Source organism: Wolbachia endosymbiont of Tuta absoluta (genome assembly GCF_059414725.1).
Genome location: NZ_JBNRJY010000065.1, coordinates 1 through 952, shown reverse-complemented (window position 1 = coordinate 952; position 952 = coordinate 1). Strand labels below are relative to the sequence as shown.

Annotated in this window: 1 pseudogene; it reads left to right on the top strand. The window is 41.3% G+C overall.

Annotated features, from left to right (window positions below):
• Window positions 1–205, top strand: a pseudogene (locus tag ACJ5GX_RS00645) (hypothetical protein); the annotation flags it as partial.
• Between the last annotated feature and the right edge of the window lie 747 nt (window positions 206–952).

The window sequence follows — 952 nt, the reverse complement described above, 5'->3', positions numbered from 1 at the left end:
TGATGATAGTATTAGAATAATAAGTGATAGACCAACTGATGCGGATTTAGAAAAAAATAAAGATGTAAAGATTAAAGTTGGTGATGCTTACCTAAGCCTTGCTGATGCAGTAAAAACGTGTAGACAGCAAGAAGATCGATCATCTCCTTCTGTTACGGGTGGAAGCTCACGCTGGTCATTCTTTCCTGCACACCTGTCATCATAGCCACGACTGCTCTCGTAGCTTGGGTTAGTTTTTCATGAAGTTAGATGAAATAGTTCAATTTAGGTGAACCACCTGATTGTCCGAAAAGAAATGGTTCCGTGCTTCGGAGGGCACGTTACGCCGTCGGTCCCGGTTGCTGTCTATGATTACTTAGACGGCGGTCGTTACACAGCTATGTCAGAGGCCTACTACTAATAGTAGTTGAAAAACTCTGACACCAGGGTTCATCGAGTCGTTTGACGACTTTCAAGTTTACTTGTATGTGATGCCGGCTAAGAATATCATCACCCCACTTCTTTCCCGTGGATGTCGAAAGAGGCAATTATAGGACTCGAGAGTTAAGTGTGATTGCAATTTTAAGCGATGGGCTGATTGATAACCTGTCACTACGATGATACACAATTTTCTGAATAACCCTCAAATGGTTGTCAGACGTGGCGTAAATGTCCGTTATTAACGACAGTTTACGCTTTGCCTACCCTGCAAGGGATATACATGTGATTATTTATATGCATGTGCGGTGGCGTTCCAATTAATCTTTGCCTATATACAAGAACTGGTCAAAATTCTGCACTATGACCAGTTGGCTGGTCAGGAATCAACTTTTGACGACACATTCATCAGCGTAGAATACGTCTGCGTTCAACTGTAAATAGAACTCTAAACGGGGGTTCCTATAGTTGGACAGTTGTTTGAGAATCCAATGACGAAGAACAATTATAAATTTAGATTATTATATCTTTTAGC